1 protein-coding gene is annotated in these 710 nt (G+C 39.2%); it reads right to left on the reverse strand.

The window, feature by feature from the left end:
- Window positions 1-110 precede the first annotated feature (110 nt).
- A partial coding sequence (locus tag BO222_RS13780) for a Mu transposase domain-containing protein (protein ID WP_408606362.1) occupies window positions 111-710 on the reverse strand: 600 nt, incomplete at its 5' end.

Consider the following 710-nt stretch of genomic DNA (forward strand, 5'->3'; position numbering starts at 1 on the left):
ATCAATCTGAGATAGTCATCCAGATTGATTTCTATTCCACGCAGTCCCAATCGGTTTAAGTTCTCCTTGAGACGTTCATATTTCATCTGTTCCGTCATCATAATCAATAATTACTTCACTGATCCTTTCAACTCATTCATCAGCTCCAATGACTTCAGAGCTTTCTTGCGAATTCTGTCTTCATAGTTTTCTACATCTTCGTTTTCTTTTGGTTTAATCGTATCCTTTAAAGCTTCTACATAATGATCCTGGTGATAATTGATTGGAGTTTCGCGAATGGGATGAGTACAGATGAGCTGGTTGTTATAATAGATCTGAACTTCATCGCTCATTCGAGTAATCTTCACTCGTTTATCGATGAATTTTTTAGGTACTGAGTATCCGTGGCCCTGATAATAGACCAGCAGTGTTGGTGGCACTGTCTGGGTTTCCACATCCTTGAGATACGACTCGAGAAGTGGAACTCTAGTCAATGGCTTCAGATGCTCTTTTTCTTTTTGGAACATGACGACTCTGGGAATACCAGTTGTTCTGCATGGTTCCTTGTTAATCTGCCTGTTTAACAGATGAATTTTTTCGATTAATTCTTCTTCACTATTCAGCTTTCCGTTATAAACCATCAACCATTCCACGAATCGGTTAGCTGATTCAACCTTTCCCTTGCTTTGTGGGGAATGGATCTTGCAGAGTTTTATTTTTGTATCGGTATC

Source organism: Ileibacterium valens, assembly GCF_001945525.1.
Lineage (GTDB): Bacteria > Bacillota_I > Bacilli_A > Erysipelotrichales > Erysipelotrichaceae > Ileibacterium > Ileibacterium valens.